The organism is Oleiphilus sp. HI0123 (genome assembly GCF_001635315.1).
Window position 1 is genome coordinate 1 of record NZ_LWGE01001658.1, and the last position, 2,990, is coordinate 2,990.

Genomic DNA, 2,990 nt, shown 5'->3' on the forward strand with positions numbered 1-2,990 from the left:
AAGCAACAAATTCAGCTCACACTTGTGATACTTTTTTTAGACTTATTATCCTCAGACCTACACAAAAAGCGGTATTGAAAATGGTTAAAAGCTCTGAAGCATTCAACTTCTACTCTCACCTGCTTGGCGCGATAGCAGCCGTGGTCGGTACAGTTTTTTTATTAAAGGTTGCAACCGGCTCTGCTTCAATGCTCGTCACAGCCTTAGTTTACGGTTTGTCACTAATCTTTCTTTTTTCTGCTAGCTCTTTATACCACTGCTTTAAAAAGCAAGAGAACGAGCTATCTTTCTGGCGAAAAATGGACCGCTTAGCGATATTCTTTATGATTGCTGGTTCTTATACTCCCGTCTGCTACTTCTTTCTGGATGATGACTGGCGCTTACCAATGATAGCAATTCAATGGGGACTGGTGGCATTTGGCCTGTGCTCACAATTATTCTTCCCGCGCGCACCAAGAATACTCTATGCCTTAATTTTTCTGACAATGGGCTGGATGCTAGTTTTCCCCATGCAACAAATCTTGGATCTCATGACCGATATGCAGGTTAATCTGCTTTTTGCTGGCGGTATCGCGTTCACGCTAGGTGCTATTTTCTATGCAAGTAAGAAACCCTTAATGTTGCCTGGAATTTTCAGTTTCCATGAACTCTTCCACGTAATGGTCTTAATTGGTGGCGCCTGTCATTACAGCCTGATTTACAGTGCATTTTCCGCTACGGCGTCAGCCTAAGATGAGCTTAAGCTCTAAAGCACAATGCCTGCTAGAGGAAGAAACGAGTCGTTTTATAAACGATTACCAGGAACACTTCCTTAAAGGTGAAACCAAGCCACCAGAAATTGGCCAACCTTACCTGCTTCATCAGCCTCAAGCCACGCAGGGAGTGCTGCTTGTTCATGGCCTAATGGCTGCCCCGGAAGAAGTGCGAGAGTGGGCTGACTATCTTTATAGCCAAGGCTATACCGTCTACGCGCCACGAATGGACGGGCACGGTACATCGGCAGATGATTTATCTCGCCGTAAAATGAGCGAATGGACGGCGGCGGTTAACCGGGGCCACGAAATACTTAAGCACTGCTGTGAGCATATCGTCATCGCTGGTTTCTCTACTGGCGCTGCGGTGGCACTTAAACAAGTCATTGATAAACCCGACGCCTTTGATGCACTTGTGAGTATCAGCGCGCCGCTCAAGTTTAAAAAGTTCTCTGCTAACTTCGCCAAGCCTGTCAATACCTGGAATAAGGCTCTAAGGCGAATAGCTAACCCGGTATTCGATACTAAAAAGTTGCGTAAAGAGTTCGTCACCAATCATGCTGACAATCCTCACATCAATTATCTACGCTGCCCGGTAAGCAGCATCGTTGAAATCAAAAAATTAATGAACCAAGTTCAGAAAGGGCTCTCTAGCATCACCATCCCAACCTTAGTCATTCATGCAGATAAAGACCCAAAAGTTGACGTCCAAAGCGGTAGAGATATTTATAAAAGCATTCACACAGGCAACGCACATTACAGGGAAATAGACTTCCATCTGCATGGTATTGTCAGAGGAGATATCACCAAGAAGGTTTTTTCTGAAGTAAACACTTTTCTAGACGGCGTGTATCGTAAATAATCTGTACACGCTAGCAACCAACCCTACTTGCCTCACGCCCAAGACAACTGTATATTCAAACAGCATTATTTAATTTCGAGGCAACGGTTTGCGCAAGATAATTCATGTAGATATGGATGCTTTCTTTGTATCCGTGGAAATCCGTGACCAACCGGCGTTAACTAATTTACCCGTTGCCGTTGGCGGAAAGCGCCACTCTCGCGGTGTCCTCTCTACCTGTAACTACATAGCACGAGAGTTTGGGCTTAGATCTGCCATGCCGACCTCAGTTGCGCTGCGTTTATGCCCAGATCTTGTATTGCTTCCGGGTAGAATGGATGTATATAGAACCGTTAGTAAACAGATTGGTGAAATATTCGAACGTTATACTGATCTGATCGAACCACTTAGCCTCGATGAAGCTTACCTTGATGTCACCAACTGCTCGTTACATCACGGTTCAGCAACGCTCATCGCTCAGGATATTTGCAAGACGATTCAACGTGAGCTTGGTCTGACAGCATCAGCAGGGGTGGCGCCCATCAAGTACCTCGCTAAAGTTGCCTCCGATATCAATAAACCAAACGGTATTTATGTAATTCCTCCAGAAAACGTGGCCAGTTTTATCGACGATATGCCTTTAGATAAAATCCCTGGCGTTGGCAAAGTCACCTTCGAGAAGCTCAGTGCTAAGCAACTGCGGTTTGGAAAAGATGTAAAGGCTTTTGACCAACAAACACTACTACATAACTTCGGAAGACTAGGCCATTTACTTTGGCAACGTTGCCATGGACAAGACGAGCGCTCAGTAATAACTCACCGAACAAGGAAGTCAGTGGGTGTAGAGCTAACCTTCCCTGAAGACATTGACGACCCGTCTTCACTTGAAGCGATTTTAGTATCAAGGTTGTTGCCCGAGTTAAAACAGCGTGCTGCAAAGCATTTGCCGGGAAGAGGCATTCAGAAGCTAGGCGTTAAAGTAAAGTTCAGTGACTTTCATCAAACAACAAAAGAATATACATTTAGTGACTACAATGAAGCGATGTTTATCTGCCTGTTACATGAGGCAATATCAAGGGGCGATGGTAAGAAAGTAAGGCTATTAGGTGTTCATATTGGCCTGAATAACGAAAAGGAACAGCATCAACAATATGCCTTTTCTTGGTAATGAGCCCTATACCTACAACGCTGTTTTCTTCATTAAAATTTATGCCATAGTTCAGCATTATCAAGCGGGTCGGCTTTACTCAAATTGGGGTTGGGAATAGAAAACCTTCTGCGCTCTTTCAGCCGAAACTTATCTATTAGCGCTTGGTGGTGAGCTAAAAAGTATGCTTCAAATTTGCCATTTTCGATTAGGCGCCACAAACCCCGTTCAATGCGCTTCGCAAGCTCTG

3 protein-coding genes and 1 pseudogene are annotated in these 2,990 nt (G+C 44.6%); 3 read left to right on the plus strand and 1 reads right to left on the minus strand.

Translation table 11 applies throughout. The features are described 5' to 3' along the window. The 3 genes from A3761_RS22315 to dinB form a co-directional block, all read left to right on the plus strand. Positions 1–731 (plus strand): hemolysin III family protein (locus tag A3761_RS22315; RefSeq protein WP_082870342.1); only part of this gene is annotated, 731 nt, incomplete at its 5' end. Position 732: 1 nt separating this feature from the next. Then, entirely contained in the window at positions 733–1,614 is an 882-nt protein-coding gene (locus A3761_RS22320; protein WP_068512166.1) for a carboxylesterase, read from the plus strand. A gap of 88 nt (positions 1,615–1,702) precedes the next feature. Then, positions 1,703–2,761, plus strand: coding sequence for a DNA polymerase IV (dinB, locus tag A3761_RS22325; RefSeq protein ID WP_082865274.1), 1,059 nt, complete (start codon positions 1,703–1,705; stop codon positions 2,759–2,761). A gap of 32 nt (positions 2,762–2,793) precedes the next feature. Here the strand turns inward: dinB and A3761_RS28680 are convergent. Next, positions 2,794–2,990 (minus strand): annotated as a pseudogene (locus A3761_RS28680) (amino acid ABC transporter substrate-binding protein); the annotation flags it as partial.